Annotated in this window: 5 protein-coding genes; 2 read left to right on the forward strand and 3 right to left on the reverse strand. The window is 71.9% G+C overall.

The annotated features are described in order from the left end of the window. Nucleotides 1-88 precede the first annotated feature (88 nt). The gene (locus tag N6H00_RS03340; protein ID WP_268970013.1) at nt 89-499 is read left to right on the forward strand and encodes an acyl carrier protein; all 411 of its coding nucleotides are present in this window, start codon (nt 89-91) and stop codon (nt 497-499) included. A 94-nt stretch (nt 500-593) separates the two neighbouring features. Here the strand turns inward: N6H00_RS03340 and N6H00_RS03345 are convergent, their stop codons facing one another. Then, complete coding sequence (locus N6H00_RS03345) at nt 594-1,853, reverse strand: cytochrome P450 (protein ID WP_268970014.1); 1,260 nt, start codon at nt 1,851-1,853, stop codon at nt 594-596. Nucleotides 1,854-2,024: 171 nt separating this feature from the next. On the opposite strand from N6H00_RS03345, the gene N6H00_RS03350 reads away from it, so the two are divergent. Further along, entirely contained in the window at nt 2,025-2,903 is an 879-nt protein-coding gene (locus N6H00_RS03350) for an alpha/beta fold hydrolase (RefSeq protein WP_268970015.1), read from the forward strand. A gap of 88 nt (nt 2,904-2,991) precedes the next feature. Here N6H00_RS03350 and N6H00_RS40100 read toward each other — a convergent pair whose 3' ends face one another. Both N6H00_RS40100 and N6H00_RS03370 read right to left on the reverse strand, forming a co-directional pair. Next, complete coding sequence (locus N6H00_RS40100; protein ID WP_329618499.1) at nt 2,992-8,106, reverse strand: type I polyketide synthase; 5,115 nt, start codon at nt 8,104-8,106, stop codon at nt 2,992-2,994. A gap of 16 nt (nt 8,107-8,122) precedes the next feature. Then, complete coding sequence (locus tag N6H00_RS03370) at nt 8,123-20,344, reverse strand: type I polyketide synthase (RefSeq protein ID WP_268970016.1); 12,222 nt, start codon at nt 20,342-20,344, stop codon at nt 8,123-8,125. Nucleotides 20,345-20,384: the final 40 nt, after the last annotated feature.

Raw genomic sequence — 20,384 nt, forward strand, 5'->3', positions numbered from 1 at the left:
TCGACGACCTTTCCGGCCTTCGGCCACGCCGCACACACACCACGGTCGGTGACCACGCCGACCAGCCCCAACCAGGCGGGAGCATCCGATGAACGCACACACCACAGTCAACAACCACCCCAGCGGCGACGCCGCCGGCCCCCAAGGAGACGGATCCGCGATGCAGACGGACAACAGCGAGAGCGCACTCGACGGGGCGGCGCTGCACCAGGCGCTCGCCATCGCCACGGCCGAGGAGCGCGAGGACATCATGCGGGAGACGGTGCGCGCGCAGCTCGCCGACATCCTCGCGCCCGCCGCGATCGACGACGACAGCAACTTCCTGGAGAGCGGGCTCACCTCGCTGACCGCTCTGGAGCTGACGCGCAATCTGATGACGCTCACCGACGTGGAGATCCCCCTCGTCGCCATTCTGGAGTACGCCACCCCCGCCCAGCTCGGCCACTACCTCGCCGAGGCGTACGCCGCGGTCGACTCCGGTGACAGCGCCACCGCGTAGTCCGGCCCCCGGGGTGGCACAGCGCCGCGCGGGAGGGGGACGGTCCCCCTCCCGCGCGGCGCTTTCCGGTATTGCCACGCGGCTGTGCCGGAGGTCAGAACGCGCACTCCACGTGCTTGATGGCCTCCACGAAGCTGGCCACCAGCCGCCGCGGCTCCCCCACCGTGCGGATCTCCGGCAGCCGGCTGAACAACTCGCGGAAGAGGACGGTGACCTCCATCCGGGCGAGATGGGCGCCCAGGCAGAAGTGCGGTCCGACCGACCCGAAGGTCAGATGCGGATTGGGGTCCCGGGTGATGTCGAACCGATAGGGGTCGGTGAAGACCGCCTCGTCCCGGTTGGCGGACCAGTAGAAGAGCAGCAGCTTGTCGCCCTCCTGGAAGCGGTGCCCGTTCATCTCGCAGTCCCGGGTGACGGTCCTGCGCATCCAGTTGATGGGGGTCGCGACCCGCAGGATCTCCTCGACCGCGCGTGGCGCGTACGCCTCGAAGTCGGAGAGCAGCAGCTTCCGCTGCTCCGGATGCTCGGTGAGCAGCACCAGACCACGCGAGATCGCGTTGCGGGTCGTCTCCATGCCGGCGACGACGAGCAGGATGAAGAACGAGGAGAGCTCCTCGGGGCTGAGCCGCTCACCGTCGATCTGCGCCTGCACCAGCCGGGTGATCAGGTCCCCCGTGGGGTTGCGGACGCGGTCGGCGGCGAGCCGCGAGATGTAGTCGGCCAACTCGTGTGAGGTCTTCAGCAGGGCGGCGGTGGCCTGATCGGCCCGCGGCACGTATTCGGGGTCGAAGGTGCCGACGATGATGTTGGACCGGTCGTAAATGAACTCGTAGTCGTCGCCGGGAATTCCCATCATTCCGCTGAGCACCGCGATCGGCATGACCGCGGCGACCTTCCGGACGAAATCACCAGGACCTTCCGCGACAAGGTCGTCGACAATCTTCCGGGCCGCCTTGTGGGACGCCGCCTCGAACTCGGCGGCCATTCCCCGGCCGAACGCACGGGAGACCAGCCGGCGCAGCCGGGCGTGCTGGGGATTGTCCATATTGATCATCGACCCGAAGAAAGCGTTGAACTCCTCCGGCAGATCGATGATGCTGATCGCGGTGGGCAGGGAGCCGAAGTCCTGCGGGCGCCGGCTCACCTCGGCGATGTCCGCGTGCCTGACCAGCGCGTAGTAGCCGGACCCACGCCCGAACCCGGGCATGACCGGCTCACGGAAGCGTACGGGCCGCGGCCGTCGGCGCAGCGCCGCGAAAGCGGCGTCACGATCGCCGTAGGGCTGTGCCCAGAAGGACAAGTCGGTGAGGTCGATGTTGTCGACATGGTCGAACCTGGATTCCGGGGGATACACAGCGCCTCACTTCAGCTCGGGATCTACGGTCGGCGATGGGGGTGGTCCGGCATTAGGCATGAATCGCCCGGCGGATCAGCATCTCGTGTTCCGCTTAAGTGCCGCTAATCCGCGCGCACTTCATCGCCACGGCCGTCGAACCGGAATGGGCGGCCCGGCTAGAATTCCATTATGGATCTTTCCGTGCCCGTAACCGACGAGGTGACATTGCATGTCCGGCACCGGCCGGGAACGGCGCCGTCCCCGGGGTCGCTTCCCTTTCTCCTGGTCCATGGCATGGCGTCGAGCGCCCGGCTGTGGGACGAGGTCGCCGGCCACCTGGCCGCCGCGGGCCATGCGGTGTACGCGGTGGATCTGCGCGGCCACGGCGACTCCGATACGCCGGAGACCGGGTACGACACCCCCACCGCGGTCGCGGACCTGGTGGCGGTGGCCGCCGCCCTCGGGCTGGACCGGGTGGTGGTGGCCGGTCACTCGTGGGGCGGCAATGTCTCGGTGCGGCTGACCGCCGAGCACCCCGAACTGGTCGCCGCGCTGGCCCTCGTGGACGGCGGCTGGCTGGAGCCGGCCACGTCGTTCCCCTCCTGGGACGCGTTCGTCGGGGCGTTGCGGCCGGCGTCCCTGGAGGGCGCCACCGTGCAGAGCGTGAGCGACTACTTCCGCGCCATCCACCCGGACTGGTCCCCGGCGGCGATCGAGGCCGCGGTGGCCACGATGCGGGTGAACCCGGACGGGTCGCTGTCCCGGCGCATGTCCGCCGAGCAGCACATGTCGATCCTGCGCAGCATCTGGAACGAACCACCGGGGCCGTGGTACGCGGCCATCGCCGTGCCCACCCTGCTGATGCCCGCGATCCCCAAGGGTGCGGACGGGAAGTGGGCGGACCGCATCCGCTCCCGCATCAGGGAGACCACCGCCGAGCTGCGCCACGCCACGATGCGGGAGTATCGCGACTCCGAGCACGATCTGCACGCCCAGCACCCCCGGCGGGTGGCCGAGGACCTGCTCGGCCTGGCCCACGGTGTCCAGCCGGTCCGAACCGCTCGTTGACCGGCAGCGCGAACCCCCCCCCCGTACGCGGACGGTACGGGGGGTTTCCGTGCGCGGTGGCCGGGGTCCACGGGGCCCCGGCCGCCGGTCAGACGCCGAGCTCGCGGTCGATGAGGGCGAACACCTCATCGGCGGTGGCCGCCGCCAGGTCCCGCTCGTCCGCCGGTTCACCGGCCTCGTCCCCGGTGTCGGTGTACTTCCACACCATCGCCTGCAACCGGTTCACCAGGCCGGCCCGCCGCGGGTCCGCGGCCGGCAGTCCGGCCAGCGCCGTCTCGATCTCGTCGATGTGTCCGGAGACCGGATGTGCCGTGGCGGCCTCTCCCGGGTCCACCTCGGCCAGCAGATGGCCCGCCAGCGTCCGGGGGGTCGGGTAGTCGAAGACCACCGTCGTCGGCAGGCTCAGCCCCGTGGCGGCGCGCAGCCGGTTCCTGAGCTCGACGGCCGCGATGGAGTCGAACCCCAGCTCCTTGAACGGACGGTCCGGCTCGACCGACTCCGGCGCCGGATAGCGCAGTACGGCGGCCACATGGGCGCGCACCAGCGCCAGCAGCCTCTCGTCCCGCGCGTCCCCGGCCAGGGCGGCCAGCTCCCGCCGCAGCGCCGAGGCCTCGTCGGTACGGGTCTCGCCGGCGGGTTCCCGCGCGGCCTCGATGGCCCGGCGGGCGGCCGGGACGGCGTCGAAGAGCCTGCTGGGACGGGCGAGGGTGAACAGCGGCGCGAAGCGTTCCCACCCCACGTCGGCGATCGTGACGCGGGGGTCGTCGTGGTCGAGCACCTGGCGCAGCGCGGTCAGCGCCAACCGGGGGTCCAGCGGGTACAGGCCTTGCCGCCGGGAGCGCTCGGTGTGCGCGGCCGCGCCGGACACGTCGGGCGTGTGGGGCGCATCGGGCGCGTTGAGTTCATCGGGTGCGCCGGACACGTCGGGCGCGTTGGGCACATCGGGCGCGTCACCGCCGTATGGCAGATCCCACAGTCCCCAGGCGATCGAGATGGTGGCCCGGCCGTCGGCCCGGTCGCGCTGCGCCAGCGCGTCGAGGCAGGCGGCAGCGGCCGCGTAGGAGCCGTGGTCCTTGCTGCCCCAGGACGCGGCGACGGTGGAGAAGTGGACCACGGTGTCCTCGGGACCCGCGACGCACAGTTCGTCCAACTCCCTGTTCGCACAGTCCAGTTGGGTACGGACCTCCTCGGCCAGCCGCTGGGGGGTGAGCTCCGTCAGCGGGGCCAGCTCGCCGGAGGACGAGGTGTGGATGATCGTCCCGATCCGGCCGTCCGCCCCCGCCACCCGCTCGACGGGACGCGCGGCGCCTTCCCGGTCGGCGGGCGCGTGGTCCGCGACGGTGAGCCGGGTGCCGAGCGCGTCCAGTTCGGCCGTCAGCTCCACGGCGCCGGTGGCGTCGCCACCTCCGGGAGCCAGCATCACGATGTGGTCCGCGCCGTCGGCGGCCAGCCGGCGGGCCACATGAGCGGCGGGGCCGTCCACGGCTCCGGTGATGAGCACAGTGCCCCGGGGTTCCCAGGCGCGCCCCGGGGCGCGGCCGCCGGTCGGGGCGGGGACCAGCCGGCGGCCGTACGCACCGGTCGCGCGCAGCGCCGCCTCGTCCTCACCGGACGCACCGGTGAGCAGGGCGCGCAGCCGGTCGGCGTCCAGGTCGCCGGGGCCGGGGGGCAGATCCACCAGCCCGCCCCACCGGTCGGGGTGTTCCAGGGCGGCCACCCTGCCGAGCCCCCACAGCTGGGCCTGGTGGGGAGCGTCCAGGGGGTCGGTGTCGTCGACGGAGACCGCACCGCGGGTGACACACCACAGGGGCGTGGCGACGGGGGTGTCCACCAGCGCCTGGAGCAGGGTGAGCGTGCCCGTCAGACCGGTGGCGACCCCGGGGAGCGGTGGCGGCGCGTTCTCGTCCAGGGCCAGCAGCGACAGAACGCCCGTCGGCGGCGCCTCCTCCGCGTACCGGGCGCGCAGCAGCGCGGCGAGCTCCTCCCGGCCGGTGTCCTCGGCCATCTCCAGCCGGCGCACCCGGCCACCGCCCGCGCCCAGCGCCCGTACGCAGGCGTCCGTCCAGCCGTCGGCGCCGCCCTTCGGGTGGACCACGAGCCAGGAGCCCACATCGGCGGGCCTGCCGTCGGTGACGGGCCGCCACTCGACGCGGTAGCGCCAGGAATCGACGGCGGAGCGCTCACGCCGGCCGCGACGCCAGGTCGAGAGCGCGGGGAGTACCGTGCCCAGTGAGGTCCGGTGGCCGGTGTCGTCCGGGAGGCTCAGCGTCTCGGAGAGGGTGCGCAGATCCTCTTCCTCCACCGCGGCCCAGAACCGGGACTCCGCCTCGTCCGCCGGGACCCCGGTGTCGAAGGACACCGAGTCGGCCAGCCAGTACCGCTCCCGCTGGAAGGCGTAGGTGGGCAGTTCGACGGTGCGCGGGGCGGCCGGGCCGGTGGGGTGGAGGGTGGTCCAGTCGACCTCGACCCCCGCGGTGAAGGCCGAGGCGAGCGACTGGATCAGCCGCGCCCGGCCGCCGTGGTCGCGCCGGAGCGTGGGCACGGTGACCGCGTCGGCCCCGGCCTCCTCGAAGCTCTCCTGCATGCCCACGGTCAGCACGGGATGGGTGCTGCTCTCGATGAACACCCGGTGGCCATCGGCCAGCAGCGCCCGGACGGTGTCGGCGAACCGCACCGGCTCCCGGAGGTTGGTCACCCAGTACCCGGTGTCCAGCCCGGTGGTGTCGATCCGGCCGGCGGTGACCGTGGAGTAGAACGCCACCTTCGACGCGGCCGGACGCACACCGGCCAGAGCCTCCGTCAGCTCCTCGGCGATCTCGTCCACCTGGGGGCTGTGCGAGGCGTAGTCCACCTCGATCGGCCGCGCCCGCTCGCCCGCCTCCCGACACGCCGCCACGGCGTGTGCCACCTGCTCGGGCGGCCCGGAGATCACCGTGGAGGAGGGGCCGTTGACCGCCGCCACGCCGACCGCGGCGGCCTGGTCGCCCAGCCCGGCCAGCAGCTTCCCGGCCTGCTCCTGGCTCACTCCGAGGGAGGCCATCGCTCCGCCACCGGCCAGCCGCCGCAACGCCTTGCTGCGCAGCGCCACGACCTTCGCACCGTCCTCCAACGACAGGGCCCCGGCCACCACGGCCGCCGCGATCTCGCCCTGGCTGTGCCCGATCACCGCCGCGGGGCGTACGCCGTGCCCGGCCCACACCGCGGCGAGCGACACCATCACGGCCCACAGGACGGGCTGCACCACATCGACCCGGCCCAGATCGGCCGACCTGTCGGCGTCGCGCAGCACCTCGGTGAGCGACCAGTCGACGTACGGCGCCAGCGCCCGTTCGCACTCCGCCACGCGGGCCGCGAACGCGGGCGAGGCGTCGAGCAGTCCTGCCCCCATACCGGCCCACTGCGAGCCCTGGCCGGGGAACACCAGCACCGGGCCCAGGTCCCCGGCGGTCGCGGCGCCGCCGGGGTGGACCAGGCCCGGATGGGTCCCGCCAGCGGCCAGCGCCTCCACCGCCGCCATCAGCTCCTCACGGGTCTCCCCCACGGCCACCGCCCGGTGGTCGAACACCGACCGGGTGGTCACCAGCGACCAGCCCACATCGACGGCGGACGGCCGCGGATCGCCGGCCATCCGCCGCGCGAGCGCCGCCGCCTGCCCCCGCAGGGCCTGGGCGCTACGGGCGGACAGCACCCACGGCACCACCGTGCCCGGCACCTCGGGAGCGGGCTCGGCGGAGTCGGCGAGGGCATCGGGCTCTGCGGAGTCGGCGGAGTCTGCCGGCTCGGCGGGCTGCGCGGGCTCTGCCGAGGGGCTCGGCTGGGGAGCCTGTTCCAGGATCAGATGGGCGTTGGTGCCGCTGATCCCGAAGGAGGACACCCCGGCCCTGCGGGGACGTTCGCCGCCGGGCCAGGCCACCGGTTCGGTCAGCAGCCGCACTCCGCCGCCGGCCCACTCCACATGCGGGGTCGGCTCATCGATGTGCAAGGTGACCGGCAGGGTCTCGTGCCGGAGCGCCATCACCATCTTGATCACGCCGGCCACACCGGCGGCCGCCTGGGTGTGGCCGATGTTCGACTTCAACGACCCCAGCCACAGGGGCCGTTCGCGGGGCCGGTCCTGTCCGTAGGTGGCCAGCAGCGCGTGTGCCTCGATCGGGTCGCCGAGGGAGGTGCCCGTGCCATGGGCCTCCACCGCGTCGACCTGGTCGGGGGCGAGACGTGCGTTGGCCAGCGCCTGGCGGATCACCCGTTCCTGCGATACGTCGTTGGGCGCGGTCAGACCATTGCTGGCACCGTCCTGGTTGACCGCCGAGCCCCGGATCAGCGCCAGCACCCGGTGGCCGTTGCGCCGGGCGTCGGACAGCCGCTCCAGCAGCACCAGTCCGACACCCTCGGAGAAGCCGGTGCCGTCCGCGGCCGCCGCGAAGGACTTGCAGCGCCCGTCCGGGGCCAGTCCGCGCTGCCGGGAGAACTCGGCGAAGGCGGTCGGTGTGGTGAGCGCGGTGACCCCGCCCGCGAGCGCCAGATCGCATTCGCCCTGCCGCAGCGCCTGGCTCGCCAGGTGCATCGCCACCAGCGACGAGGAGCACGCCGTGTCCACGGTCACCGCCGGCCCCTCCAGGCCGAAGGTGTACGCCACCCGGCCGGACACCACACTGGTGAGGCTGCCGGTCGTGGCATAGCCCTCGAAGCCCTCGGGGACCCGGGGCATCCGGGAGAGATAGTCCTGGCTGGACACGCCCGCGTACACACCGGTCCGGCTGCCCTTCATCGTCACCGGGTCGACACCCGCGCGTTCGAACAGCTCCCAGGCCACCTCCAGCAGCAGCCGCTGCTGCGGATCCATCGCCAGGGCCTCGCGCGGGCTGATCCCGAAGAACTCCGCGTCGAAGCGGTCGGCGCCGTCCAGGAACCCGCCGTGCCGGACATAGCTGGTGCCGGGGTGGTCGGGGTCAGGATGGTAGAGGCCCTCCAGGTCCCAGCCGCGGTCGGTGGGGAACGCGGTGATGCCGTCGCCGCCGGAGGCCACCAGCTCCCACAGTTCCTCGGGGCAGCCGACACCGCCCGGATAGCGACAGGCCATGCTCACGATGGCCACCGGCTCCTGGGACCGTTCCTCCATCTCGCGCAGCCGTTGGCGGGCCTGCCCGAGATCCACCGTGACCCGCTTCAGATACTGGCGGAGTTTGTCTTCCGTACCCGACATCAGTCCTCACTCACGGTCAAGAGGGCAGTTCCCTGTCGATGAACGCGAACAACTCGTCGTCCGAGGCGGAGTCGAGTGCGTCCCCGTTCACGGGCCGGCCGCGGGCCTCGGCCGGCGTGTCGTCGTTCAGCCGCCACAGCAGCGCCTCCAGGCGCTTCACCAGCCGGCCGCGGGCTTTGGCATGCGCCTCGTCATGGGCCTCGTCATGGGCCTCGGCACGGGAGGTGAGCCGCGCGATCGCGGTTTCGAGGCGCTCCAGCTCGCCGAAGACGGGCGCCGAGGTGTCCGCCGGCGCGGGGCACAGCTTCTCGCGCAGTTCGGCGGCGATGGCCGAGGGTGTCGGATGCCTGAAGACGACGGTGGCGGGCAGCCGCAGCCCGGTGGCGGCGGCGAGCCGGTTGCGCAGTTCGACCCCCGTCAGCGAGTCGAAGCCCAGGTCCTTGAAGGGGATGTCCCCCGGGACCGCGTCGACGTCGGTGTGCCCCAGGACCGCCGCGGCCTGGGTGCGCACCAGGGTGAGCAGCATCCGGTGCTGCTCCTCCGCGGTCAACGCCGCGAGCCGGGCGACCAGACCGGCGGCCGGTGCCGCGGTGGCGGCGGTACGGCGTGTGGCCACGCCGTTGTCGAGAAGCGTGCGCAGCAAGGCGGGCAGGGCGTCCGCGGGCGCGGGCTGAGCGGCCAGGGCTCGCAGGTCGAGCTGGACGGCCGCGGGCTGCGGGGCGCCGTGCCAGCAGGCGGCGTCCAGCAATCCCAGCGCCTGCTCGCCGGACATGGCGGCGATACCGGAACGGGACATCCTGGCCAGGTCGGCCTCGTTGAGGTGTCCGGTCATGCCGCTGGCGTCCGCCCACAGCCCCCAGGCCACCGAGACCGCCGGGAGGCCCATGGCCTGGCGGTGGGTGGCAAGGGCGTCGCAGAAGGCGTTGGCGGCGGCGTAGTTGGCCTGTCCCGGGCTGCCCATCACTCCCGCGGCCGAGGAGAACATGACGAACATGCCCAGCCGCAGATGCGCGGTGGCGGCGTGGAGATGTGCCGCGGCCGCGGCCTTGGGTCCCCACACCCGCGCCAGACGCTCCGGGGTCTGCGCGGGGAGCATCGCGTCGTCCAGCACACCCGCCGCGTGGACGACACCGGTCAGGGGGTGTGCCGGGTCGACACCCGCGACGAGGTCGCGCACCGCGGCACCATCGGCGACGTCCGCCGCCACGATACGTACGTCGGCGCCCAGGCCGGTGAGCCGGGCCGCCAGCTCCCGCGCGCCCGGCGCGTCGGGACCGCCCCGGCTGACCAGCAGCAGACGGCGAATGTGCCAGCTGCGCACGAGGTGCTCGGCCACATGCCCACCGAGGGTGCCGGTGCCGCCGGTGATGAGCACGGTGCCATCGGGGTCCACCGGGGCGGGCACGTCCAGCACCAGCTTGCCCGTGTGCTTGGCCTGACTCAGATACCGCAGCGCCTCACGCGCCCGGCCGAGCGGCCACGCCCGTACCGGAGGCGGCACCAGCACACCGGAGGCGAACAACCCGCCCAGCTCCCGCAGCATCTCACCGATACGGTCCGCACCGGCATCAGTGATCAGGTCGTAGACCTGGTACCTCACACCGGGGTGCTCACCCGCTACCTGCTCGGGATCGCGGATATCGGTCTTGCCCATTTCCATCAGCCGGCCGCCTTCGCGCAGCAGCCGCAGGGAGGCGTCGACGAAGGGCCCGGCAAGGCTGTTGAGCACCACATCCACACCCCGGCCACCCGTGGCCTCCCGCACCACGCCCTCGAAATCCAGATCGCGCGACGAGGCCCGATGCGCCTCATCGATACCCATCGCCCCCAGAACCGCATGCTTGCCAGGACTCGCCGTCGCGTAGACCTCCGCACCCAGATACCGCGCGATCCGCACCGCCGCCATCCCCACACCACCGGTCGCGGCATGAATCAACACCGACTCCCCCGGCTGAAGCCGGGCGAGGTCCGTCAGCCCGTACCAGGCGGTCAGATAGGCCACCGGTACGGCCGCCGCCTGCCGGAAGTCCCATCCGTCCGGGATCGGCGCCAGCAACCGCGCGTCGGTGACCGCGAGTGGTCCGAACGACTGGTCGAGGACCCCCATGACCTGATCGCCCACGGCCACGTTGACCACATCGGGACCGATGTCCACCACCACACCGGCACCCTCGCCGCCGAGCCCGGTCTGGCCGGGCACCATGCCCAGACCGACCAGCACATCACGGAAGTTGACACCGGCGGCACGTACGGCGACCCGCACCTGGCCCGTGCCCAGGGGCTCCAGCACCTCGGGGCAGGCCACCGGTACGACGTTCTCCAGGGTTGCCGTGCCCGCCGTGTCCAGCCGCCACGCTTCCGGCTGTGCCACGGGGCCCACCAGCCCAGCGCCTCCGATACCGGCATGGACCAGGCGGGGCACCAGCACCCGTCCCGCGCGCAGGGCCAGCTGGGGTTCGTCCATCTCCACGGCCCGCGCCACGGCGATGCGCACGGCGTCGGCGCGGGCGGCGCCGCCGGTGTCAGTGCCAGTGCCAGTGCTGGGCTCGGTGGCAGTGTCAGTGGTGTGGGCATCGGCATGGCGGTCGTCGTCACGGTCCAGGAGCACGAACCGGCCCGGGTTCTCCGACTGCGCGCTGCGTACGAGGCCCCACACAGCGGCCCCGGACAGGTCCACCCGGGTGGCGCTCTCGGGGCCGTCGACCGCGACCGCGTCTCGTGTGACCACCACCAGCCGGGCGTCGGCCAACCGCGGTTCGGCCAGCCAGCCCCGCACCAGCTCCAGCGCCCGTTCCGTCACAGCCAGCGCCTCGGCAGACGGCCCCTCGGCGCCCTCGCCGGTGGTCGTCATGTCGGCGACAACGACCGACGGGATGGGCTCCTCGTCATCGAGCGCGTTGATCAGCGCGGCCAGATCCGGGTGACCGCCGGCGCCCAGGACGGCCCAGCCGTCGTCACCGACCGCCGCGTCCTCGGCCCCGGCCCCGGTCCCGGTTCCGGCCCCGGCCACGAGCGGCAGCGGCGTCCAATCGACGGTGAACAGGCTGTCCGTTCCGTGGCCGCCGTGGCTCACCGCCGCCCGCAACTGATCGGCGTTCGCGGGTCGCATCGCCACGGAGTCGACGGTCAGCACCGGCGCGCCGACGGCGTCCGCCACGGTCAGGCGCAGTGCGCGCTCGCCCTCCGCGTTCTCCTGGTGGGGAGAGAGCCGCACGCGGACCGTGGTCGCCCCGGCGGCCCACAACCTCACGCCGTTCCAGGCGAACGGCAACCACACCCGGCCATCGGTGGGTTCGGTACCGGTCTCGGTGTTGTCCGTGTCGAGTCGGCCGACCAGCAGGGCGGGGTGCAGCGCGGCGTCCAGCAGTGCCGGGTGGATGCCGAATCCGGTCTGCTCTCCGGCGGCCTCGGGCAGGACCACCTCGGCGAACACATCCGCCCCGTCCCGCCACACGGCCCGCAGCCCCTGGAACGACGGCCCGTAGCCATATCCGGAGGCCGCGACCCGGTCGTAGAACCCCTCGACGCCGAGCACCGTCGCACCGGCCGGCGGCCACACCCCGCCCAGCCCCGACACCTCGTCACAGCCGTCAAGACGGTCAAGACGGTCCGACGGCGGGCTCAGCACGCCCTCCGCGTGGCACACCCACTCCGTGGCAGGGGGCCCTTCACCAGCAGGGCGGGAATACACCCGCACATCGCGCCGCCCGTCCTCGGTGGCCTCGCCCACCACGATCTGCACCCGCAGCCCGCCCGACGACGGCAGGACGAGCGGCACCTGAAGGGCCAGTTCCTCCACACCGCCACAGCCGACCTCATCGGCCGCCCGCAGCACCCACTCGGCCAGCGCCGCACCCGGGACCAGCGCCGCGTCCGCGACCACATGCTCGCCGAGCCACGTCTGCGTACGCGCCGAAATCCGGCCCGTCAGCACATGGCCACTGCCATCGGCCAGCTCCACGGCGGCACCCAGCAGCGGATGCCCGGCGGAGACCAGCCCGAGGTCGGCCGGATCGCCGGCGCGGCGGTCGTGGCCGTCGAGCCAGTAGCGCTCGCGCTGGAAGGCGTAGGTGGGCAGATCGACGGTACGAGGCGGCGGGTCGGTCGGAAACGCCGCCCGCCAGTCGACGTCGACCCCGGCGACGAACGCCTGGGCGAGGGAATGGACGAGCTGGGCCTGGCCGCCGTGGTCACGGCGCAGCGTGGGCACGGTGACGGCGGGGACCCCGGCTTCCTCGAAGGTCTCCTGCATCCCAAGGGTGAGCACAGGATGGGTGCTGGCCTCGATGAACACCCGGTGACCGTCCGCCAGCAACGCCTGGACGGCCTCGGTGAAGCGCACCCGCTCCCGCAGATTCGCCACCCAATACCCGGTATCCAAATCGGTGGGGACGACACGACCGCCGGTCACGGTCGAGTAGAACGCCGTACCGGAAACGGACGTCTCGAGCGGCCGGACACCCGCCAGAGCCTCGGTCAACTCCGCACGGATCTCATCCACCTGCGGACCATGCGAGGCATAATCCACCTCGATCAACCGCGCCCGAACCCCACACTCCTCACACGCCGCCACGACTGCGGCCACCTGCTCCGGCGGACCCGAAACCACCGTGGACGACGGCCCGTTCACAGCGGCAACGCCCACTGCGGCCACCCGCTCCCCCAGACCCGACAGGAGCTGCTCCGCACGCTCCTGGCCCACCCCCAGGGACGCCATCGCCCCGCCACCAGCCAACCGCCGCAAAGCCTTGCTCCGCAGCGCCACCACCTTCGCACCGTCCTCCAGCGAGAGCGCCCCCGCCACCACAGCCGCCGCGATCTCCCCCTGGCTATGACCCACCACCGCAACAGGGCGCACCCCGTGCCCCGCCCACACAGCGGCAAGCGACACCATCACCGCCCAGAGGACGGGCTGGACCACGTCCACCCGCCCCAGATCCGCCGCGCTCTGCGTCCCGCGCAGCACATCCGTCAACGACCAATCGACATACGGCGAAAGCGCCCGCTCACACTCCCCCACCCGCGCCGCGAACACCGGCGAGACCTCCAGCAGCTCCGCCCCCATACCGGCCCACTGCGAACCCTGCCCGGGGAAGACCAGCACCGGACCCACATCACACGGCGACGCGGCCGTACCCGACTCCACCACCCCCGGATGCGACACCCCCCGCGCCAACGCCTCCAACCCCGCCACCAACTCACCACGACCCTCACCCACCACCACCGCACGATGCTCGAACACCGACCGCGACGTCACCAACGACCACCCCACGTCGACGGGCGAGAGCTCGGAAACACCCCCCACGCGTTCAACCAACGCCGTGGCCTGGCCGCGCAGTGCCTCCGCGCTCCGCGCCGACAGCACCCACGGGACCGCGTCCCTGTCGGAGGGCGCCGACTCCGTCCGCTCGTCCTCCTCGGCCGGTGTGGGCATCTGTTCGAGGATGACATGGGCGTTGGTGCCGGAGGCGCCGAACGAGGACACCCCGGCCCGGCGCGGACCCTCACCCATCGGCCACTCCACCGCCTCGGTCAGCAGCCGCACCGCACCACTGCCCCAGTCCACATGCGGAGTCGGCTCATCGATGTGCAGGGACGCGGGCAGCAGCCCGTGGCGCATCGCCTGCACCATCTTGATGACGCCCGCGACTCCGGCCGCCGCTTGGGCGTGTCCGATGTTGGATTTGATCGAACCGAGCAGCAACGGCCGCTCCACCGAGCGTTCCTGCCCGTAAGTGGCCAGCAACGCCTGCGCCTCGATCGGATCACCCAACGTCGTACCCGTACCATGCGCCTCCACCACATCGACATCCGCAGCCGACAACCCCGCACTGGCCAACGCCTGACGAATCACCCGCTGCTGCGAAGGACCATTCGGCGCGGTAAGCCCATTCGACGCACCATCCTGATTGACCGCCGAACCCCGGACCACCGCCAACACCTCATGACCATTACGCCGAGCATCCGACAACCGCTCCAGCAACAAAACCCCCACACCCTCACCCCAGCCAGTACCGTCCGCAGCCGCAGCAAACGGCTTGCACCGACCATCAGGCGCCAACCCACGCTGACGGGAAAAACCAGTGAACACATCCGGCGTCGCCATCACCGTCACCCCACCGGCCAACGCCAACGTGCACTCCCCCCGCCGCAACGCCTGCGCCGCCAGATGCATCGCCACCAACGACGACGAACACGCCGTATCCACCGTCACCGCCGGCCCCTCAAACCCCAGCGAGTACGCCACCCGCCCAGAAACCACACTCCCCGAGCCCGCGAGCATCGCATAGCCCTCGAGCTTCGCATCCGCACCACTGCTCAGCCCTGCCGCGTAGTCGTGGTACATCACGCCCGCGTAGACACCGGTCGGGCTGCCCTTCAACGACACCGGATCGATCCCGGCCCGCTCCAGCACCTCCCACGACGCCTCCAACAACAACCGCTGCTGCGGATCCATCGCCAACGCCTCCCGCGGACTGATCCCGAAAAACGCCGCATCGAACGCGTCAGCGTCATACAGGAAGGCACCCTCACGCGCATAGCTGGTGCCCGGGTGGTCGGGGTCCGGGTGGAACAGCCCGTCCAGGTCCCAGCCCCGGCCGGTCGGAAACTCCCCCATCACGTCTTTCCCCGAGGCCACCAGATCCCACAGCGCTTCGGGAGAGTTCGCACCACCTGGGAAACGGCAAGCCATACCAATGACCGCCACGGGGTCATCCGCGTCGGCCGCCACCACAGAAGCACCCGCACCGGCAGTCGTCTCACCCATCAGCCGGGCACACACATACTCCGCCAGCACCCGAGGCGTCGGATAGTCGAACACCATCGTCGCCGGCAACCGCAACCCCGTCACCGACGACAACCGATTACGCAACTCCACCGCCGTCAACGAATCAAAACCCAACTCCCTGAACGACGCATCCACCCGCACCTCACCCGGCGAACCAAACCCCAACACCACCGCCACACCACCCCGCACCACCTCAACCACCCCATCCAACCGAGCCTCAGCACCCAACCCCCTCAACCGCTCCACCAACCCCGAAACCCCCACCTCACCCACCGCCGACCGCCGCCTGACACGACCCACCACCAACCCCCGCAACACCGCAGGAAGCCCCCCACCACCCACCCCAGCCGGATCGAGGTCCACGGCCACCATCAGCGGGCTCTCGCGGCGGCATGCGGCATCCAGCAGGGCCAGCCCACGCTCGGCGGACAGCGGCCTCATTCCGCGCAGTCGTGTCAGGTCCGCCCGGCCCATGTGCCCAGTCATCTCGCTGGCCTGCGCCCACAGCCCCCATGCCAGGGAAAGTGCGGGCAGCCCCAGCGTCCGTCGATGGGCGGCCAACGCATCGACGAACGCGTTGGCCGCCGCGTATCCGGCCTGACCCGCGTTGCCCACGACACCGGCGGCCGACGAGAACATCACAAACATGCGGAGCGGCAGATCCGCCGTGGCGCGGTGCAGATGGGCGGCCGCCGCGGCCTTCGCCGCCCACACCCGTGCGAGTTGCTCCCGCGTCTGCGAGGTGACCACCGCGTCTTCCAGCAGCCCCGCCGCATGAAGGACACCGGTCAGCGGATACGCCGGGTCGATGCCGGCCACCACGTCGGCCACCGCGTCGGCGTCCGCGACGTCCACCGCGGCGATCCGTACCCGAGCGCCCAGGCCGCTCAGCCGCTCGGCCAGCTCCGGCGCGCCGGGCGCGTCCGCACCACGTCGGCTGACCAGGACCAGATGCTTGACCTGCCACGTACGCACCAGATGCTCGGCCACCAGACCGCCCAGCAGGCCCGTACCGCCGGTGATCAGCACCGTGCCGTCGGGGTCGAGCCCCCCGGGGATCGGTCCTCCGGAAACCGCCTCGTCGGCAGAGTCGATGTCACGCGCGCGCGTCAGCCGGGGCACCACCATCCGTCCGGCTCGCAGCACCGCCTGTGGCTCATCCGCGCGTACGGCACGGACCACGGCGTCCGCCACATCACGCCAGGTCGGATCGGCGACCGGGTCGAGGTCGAGGAGGACGAACCGGTCCGGGTGCTCCGCCTGCGCACTCCGCAGCAGGCCCCACAGCCCCGCCGCGGCCACGTTCAACGCCCCGTCAGCATCGCCGTCGCCGTCGTCGCCGGAGTCCACCACTCCACGACGGCCGACCGGCACCGCACCGCGCGTCATCACCACCAAATGGGCGTCGGCCAGCCGCGGTTCGGCCAGCCACCCCTGCACCAGCTCCAGCGCCCGGCCGACGGCAGCCAAGCCATCAGCCGCCGTCGCCATCGTCACCGAGCCGTCCTCCGCCTGGCTGCCGTCTGCCGGCAGGTAGGTCAGGGCGAACGCGGGAGGTGCCGCACCGTCGTCCATCGCGGCCACCAGCGCTTCGAGACCCGGATGGCACACCACGCCCCCGCCGCCGAATCCAGGTTCCCCGGCCAAGCGCAGGACGTCCTGGCCCAGCACGGCCCAGCCCTCACCGTCGGAAACGTCCGCATCGGGCACGGCGGGCATCGGTACCCAGTCCAGCGTGAACAGCCCATCCACGCCACGCCCGCCCCCGGCCCGCAACTGGCCGGGGTCGGCGGGGCGCATGGTCACGGAGTCGACCGTCAGCACCGGGGCGCCCATGGCATCGGTCACCACCATCCGTAGCCCGCGCTCTCCCTCCGCACCGTCCTGATGGGGAGAGAGCCGGACCCGGATGGTGTGCGCCTCGGTGGCCCACAGCGACACGCCGTTCCAGGCGAACGGCAGTCGCATCCCCTCGTCGTCGGCCGGCTCGGCGTCGGCTGCGAGCAGCATGGGGTGCAGGGCGGCGTCGAGCAGCGCCGGGTGGATACCGAACCCGTCCGCGTCCCCCGCGGCCTCGGGCAGCGCCACCTCGGCCAGGAGGTCCGCGCCGTCCCGCCACACGGCCCGCAGCCCCTGGAACGACGGCCCGTACGCATAGCCCACCGCCGCGGCACGCTCGTAGAACCCCTCGACATCCATCGGGCTCGCGCCCTCGGGAGGCCAGGCTCCCGCCACCTCCTCGACCGGGCACGGTGCGGGCGACGGGCTCAGGACGCCCTCCGCATGGCACACCCAGTCCGGATCCGCGCCGGGCTGGACATCACGGTCGGGCCGGGAGTACACCCGCACATCGCGCCGCCCGTCCTCGGCGGCCTCGCCCACCACGATCTGCACCCGCAGCCCGCCCGACGACGGCAGGACGAGCGGCACCTGAAGGGCCAGTTCCTCCACACCGCCACAGCCCGCCTCATCGGCCGCCCGTAACGCCCACTCCACCAACGCCGCGCCCGGTACCAGCGACGCTCCGGCGACCACATGGTCACCGGGCCAGCCACCGCCGATGGCCGACACCCGTCCGGTCAGCACCAGCCCGCCGTCGGCGAGACCCACTGCCGCCCGCAACAACGGGTGCTCCACCTGCTGCAACCCCGCCCCGCCCACATCGCCGCCCCCGCCAGTGGCGGCGGCCCAGTAGCGTTGGCGCTGGAAGGCGTAGGTGGGCAGATCGACGGTACGAGGCGGCGGGTCGGTCGGAAACGCCGCCCGCCAGTCGACGTCGACCCCGGCGACGAACGCCTGGGCAAGGGAATGGACGAGCTGGGCCTGGCCGCCGTGGTCACGGCGCAGCGTGGGCACGGTGACGGCGGGAACCCCGGCTTCCTCGAAGGTCTCCTGCATCCCAAGGGTGAGCACAGGATGGGTGCTGGCCTCGATGAACACCCGGTGACCGTCCGCCAGCAACGCCTGGACGGCCTCGGTGAAGCGCACCCGCTCCCGCAGATTCGCCACCCAATACCCGGTATCCAAATCGGTGGGGACGACACGACCTCCGGTCACGGTCGAGTAGAACGCCGTACCGGAAACGGACGTCTCGAGCGGCCGGACACCCGCCAGAGCCTCGGTCAACTCCGCACGGATCTCATCCACCTGCGGACCATGCGAGGCATAATCCACCTCGATCAACCGCGCCCGAACCCCACACTCCTCACACGCCGCCACGACTGCGGCCACCCGCTCCGGCGGACCCGAAACCACCGTGGACGACGGCCCATTCACAGCCGCTACACCCACCGCGGCCACCCGCTCCCCCAAGTCGGAGAGCAACTCCCCCGCCCGCTCCTGGCCCACACCCAAGGACGCCATCGACCCGCCACCAGCCAACCGCCGCAAAGCCTTACTCCGCAGCGCCACCACCTTCGCACCATCCTCCAACGACAACACCCCCGCCACCACAGCCGCCGCAATCTCCCCCTGGCTATGACCCACCACCGCAACAGGACACACCCCATACCCCGCCCACACCCCCGCCAACGACACCATCACCGCCCACAACACCGGCTGCACCACATCCACCCGCCCCACATCCGCCGCACCCTCCACACCACGCAACACATCCGTCAACGACCACTCCACATACCGCGAAAGCGCCCGCTCACACTCCCCCACCCGCGCCGCAAACACCGGCGAGACCTCCAGCAGCTCCGCCCCCATCCCCACCCACTGCGAACCCTGCCCCGGAAACACCAGCACCGGACCCACACCACCCGGCGACGCGACCGCACCCGACTCCACCACCCCCGGATACGACACCCCCCGCACCAACGCCTCCAACCCCGCCACCAACTCACCACGACCCTCACCCACCACCACCGCACGATGCTCGAACACCGACCGCGACGTCACCAACGACCACCCCACATCAACGGACGAGAACTCGGAAACACCCCCCACCCGCCCCGCCAACGCCGCCGCCTGACCCCGCAACGCCCCCGCACTCCGCCCCGACACCACCCACGGCACCACACCCGTCTCGCAGGACACGGCCCCCACCAACGGCGCATCCTCCTCAGGAGCCTGCTCCACAATCACATGCGCATTGGTGCCACTGATCCCAAAAGACGACACCCCGGCCCGGCGCGGGCGCTCGGCCGCCGGCCACTCCACCGCCTCGGTCAGCAGCCGCACGCCTCCGCCGTTCCACTCCACATGAGGCGTCAGCTCATCGACATGGAGGGTCGCCGGGAGCATGCCGTGCCGCAGGGCCATCACCATCTTGATCACACCCGCCACACCCGCCGCACCCTGCGTATGGCCGATGTTGGACTTCAACGAGCCCAGCCACAGCGGCCGGTCCGCCGGACGGTCCCGGCCGTAGGTGGCGATCAGCGCGTCGGCCTCGATCGGGTCACCCAGCTTGGTGCCCGTGCCATGGGCCTCCACCGCGTCCACCTCGGACGGGGCCAGCCGGGCGCCGGCGAGCGCCTGGCGGATGACTCGCTGCTGCGAGGGGCCGTTGGGCGCGGTGAATCCGTTGCTGGCGCCGTCCTGGTTGATGGCTGAACCCCGGATCAGCGCGAGTACCTGGTGGCCGTTGCGCCGTGCGTCGGACAGCCGCTCCAGCAGGAGGAGTCCGACGCCTTCGCCCCATCCCGTTCCGTCGGCGCTCGCCGAGAACGCCTTGCACCGGCCGTCGGGGGACAGCCCTCGTTGCCGGGAGAAACCGGTGAACACCTCGGGGGTGGTCATCACCGTCACCCCGCCGGCCAGGGCCAGGGTGCACTCCTCCTGCCGTAGTGCCTGGCAGGCCAGGTGGATCGCGACGAGGGATGAGGAGCACGCCGTCTCCACTGTGACGGCCGGTCCCTCCAGGCCGAGGGTGTAGGACACCCGGCCGGACAGCAGGCTCGGTGCGTTGCCCGCGTAACCCTCGGATCCGTTCTGGGCATCGCCCGCCGCGCCGCCGCCGGTGGTCGCCGTGCCGGCGTAGACGCCCGTCCGGGAGCCCTTCAGGGACACGGGGTCGATACCCGCTCGTTCACATGCCTCCCAGGCGGTTTCCAGCAGCAGTCGCTGCTGGGGGCTGGTGGCGAGCGCCTCGCGCGGGCTGATGCCGAAGAACTGGGGGTCGAATCGGTCGGCGTCGTCCAGGAATCCGCCCCGGCGGACGTAGGTGGTCCCGGGGTGATCCGGGTCAGGGTGATAGAGGCTGTCGAGGTCCCAGCCCCGGTCGGTGGGGAAGTCCCCGATCGCGTCCACCCTCTTGGCGACCAACCGCCACAGCTCCTCGGGCGTTGTCACCCCGCCCGGGAAGCGGCAGGCGATGCTCACGACGGCGATCGGCTCCTGGTTCCGCTCCTCCGCTTCGCGCAATCGCAGACGCGTATCGTGCAGATCCGCGGAGACGCGCTTGAGGTACTCGACCAGTTTCTCTTCGTTCACATTCACCATGAGGTTTCACCCGGTCCTCAGCGGTCGTCGCGTCCGGCAC

This window comes from Streptomyces sp. S465, from assembly GCF_026898115.1.
In the GTDB taxonomy this organism is placed as follows: domain Bacteria; phylum Actinomycetota; class Actinomycetes; order Streptomycetales; family Streptomycetaceae; genus Streptomyces; species Streptomyces luomodiensis.